Below are 2,424 nucleotides of genomic sequence, written 5' to 3' on the forward strand. Positions count from 1 at the left end.
GACGGCGACCACCCGCCCGGCGCCCTCGACGCCCAGCGCCGCGGGCGGGACCAGCCCGACGTCCCATCCGCCGGTGTAGGTCAGGCGGTCCCAGGCCCCGACTCCGGCGGCCTCCACCGCGACCACGACCTGGCCGGCGCCGGGCGGGCCCGGGTCCGGCAGTTCCAGCGTCCGGACCCTCCCGCCGGCCTCGGTCACTCCACAGGCCCGCATCTCCGGTTCCTCCTCCCCCGCGTGACCGCGGACGAGCACACCCCCCTGGCACCAGGATCGGTCCACCGGGCCGGAGATCGTCATCCGGGGTCAGCGGAGCAGGCCGGCCTTCCGGGCGCCGTGGCGCAGCCGGTCGCGGTGGTCCGGGTGCGCGATGGCGATGAGGGCCTCGGCACGGCGGGACAGGCTCCGTCCTCGCAGCTCGGCGACACCGTACTCGGTCACCACGTTGTCGACCGTGTTCTTCAGCGTCGTGACCGGGCTGCCCGGTGGCAGGTCGACGGTGATCCTGCTGATGCCGTCGCGGGTGGTCGCGTGGGTCACCAGGAACGCCCGGCCGCCCGGCGAGTACATCGCGCCGCGGGCGAAGTCGGTCTGGCCGCCCGAGCCGGACCAGTATCGCCCGGCGATCGTCTCGCTGGCGGCCTGACCGCGCAGGTCGACCTCGCTCGTCGCGTTGATCGAGACCATCAGCGGCTCGCGCGCGATGACGCGGGGGCTGTTCACCCACTCCACCGGCAGCAGCGCCACCGAGCGGTTGTCGTCGAGCCAGTCGAAGAACCGGCGGCTGCCGACGCAGAACGTCGCGACGTGCTTGTTGCGCTGGTGACGCTTGCGCGCGCCGGTCAGCGCTCCGCATTCGACCAGGTCCATGAGGCCGTCGGACATCGCCTCGGTGTGCACGCCGAGATGCCGATGGGAGCGCAGCGCCGAGAGGAGGGCGTTCGGGATCCGGCCGACCCCGACCTGAAGGCAGGCGCCGTCCGGCACGCGCTCCGCGATGTACCCGGCGATCCTGCCGTCCCGCTCGTCCGGTTCGGGCGGGACCGTCTCGGCGAGCGGGTAGTCCGCCTCGCACCATCCGGCCACCTGGCTGATGTGCAGCTGGTTCTGCCCCGACGTCCGCGGCATCCGCGCGTTGACCTCCAGGAAGAACGGCGTCTCGCCGATGAAGGAGGACACGTAGTCGGCGTTGGTGCCGAGGCTGAAGTACCCGTGCCGGTCGGGCGGGCTCGCCGCCGCCACCACCAGGTCATGGCGCGTCTGGCGCAGCAGGAGCGGCACCTCGCTGAAGTGCGCGGGCACGAGTTCGCACGTGCCGTTCCAGTAGGCCCGGCGGTCGCCGGGGCCGAGGAAGTAGCTGACGTGCTCCAGCCGCCCGGGGAACTCCCCCCGGATGTAGGGGCGCTCGCGCACCGGGTCCATCTGGTGCACCCGGACGCCGGTGAGCCCCGCGGCGCCCGCCTCCAGGGCGTCCATGACCGTGTGCGGCTCTCCGTTGGACAACGGGACGATCAGGTCCGCCCCGGCGGTGACGTGCTCGAGCACGTCCGCCGGAGCGTTCGGCCGGTCCAGCCGCGCGATCGCGGTCATGGGCTCTCCTTCGGTGACCACTGGGGGGTGTTTCCGCTTCCATCGCCTCGCCCGGTCATGAGGGCTCGTCGTCGACCGGGAGGCCGGCGGCGGCACGTGAACGGCGGTCCCAGTCGGGCTGGACGTCGGCGAAGCGCGGCCCGCGTCCGCGCTTGTAGACCAGCAGTGTGCGCTCGAAGGTGATGACGATCCTTCCCTCGGAGGTGAACCCGACCGTACGGACGGTGACGACGCCGACGTCCGGCCGGGACCGGGAGGGCCGGGCGGACAGCACCTCGGACTGGGAGTAGACGGTCTCGCCCTCGAACAGCGGGTTCGGCATCCGCACCCGGTCCCAGCCGAGGTTGGCCATCACGTGCTGGGAGATGTCGGTCACGCTCTGCCCGGTGACCAGCGCGAGCGTGAACGTCGAGTCGACCAGCGGCCTGCCGAACTCGGTCTGGGCGGCGTAGTGCGTGTCGAAGTGCAGCGGCGCGGTGTTCTGGGTCAGCAGCGTCAGCCACGCGTTGTCGGTGGCGGTCACGGTGCGTCCGAGCGGATGCCGGTACACGTCGCCGACCGTGAAGTCCTCGAAGTAGCGGCCGGTCCAGGACACCGTGCCGCCGGACCGCGCCGTCTCGCCCGTGTTCGGTTCGTTCATCTTCGGCGACTCCTTCGCGTGTTCGCGCCTCACCCCATCGTTCCCGACCGGTGCGGCCCGCGCGTGCCCGCCCCGGCGTCACGCGCGGGCTCGGGCGGCGCGGGCGAACTGGTCGTCGAAGCGGCGCGGGAACGGCATCATCCGGTGCCGGTCCGCCCACGGGGTGGCCTGCCGTACGGCGTTGCAGCCGGCGGCGG

The 2,424-nt window shown here is 72.7% G+C and carries 3 protein-coding genes; all 3 read right to left on the bottom strand.

Going from position 1 to position 2,424, the window contains the following annotated elements:
* On the bottom strand, positions 1–297 hold a 297-nt coding region (locus tag ACFFNX_RS47695; protein WP_378213046.1), incomplete at its 3' end, for an alcohol dehydrogenase catalytic domain-containing protein.
* Between the two features lie 6 nt (positions 298–303).
* Positions 304–1,587 carry an acetyl-CoA hydrolase/transferase family protein gene (locus ACFFNX_RS47700; RefSeq protein ID WP_378213047.1) on the bottom strand — a complete coding sequence of 428 codons (1,284 nt, stop codon included), beginning with the start codon at positions 1,585–1,587 and terminating at the stop codon, positions 304–306.
* Between the two features lie 55 nt (positions 1,588–1,642).
* Entirely contained in the window at positions 1,643–2,227 is a 585-nt protein-coding gene (locus ACFFNX_RS47705; protein WP_378213048.1) for a MaoC family dehydratase, read from the bottom strand.
* Positions 2,228–2,424: the final 197 nt, after the last annotated feature.

This window comes from Actinoallomurus acaciae, from assembly GCF_042429965.1.
In the GTDB taxonomy this organism is placed as follows: Bacteria; Actinomycetota; Actinomycetes; order Streptosporangiales; family Streptosporangiaceae; genus Actinoallomurus; species Actinoallomurus acaciae.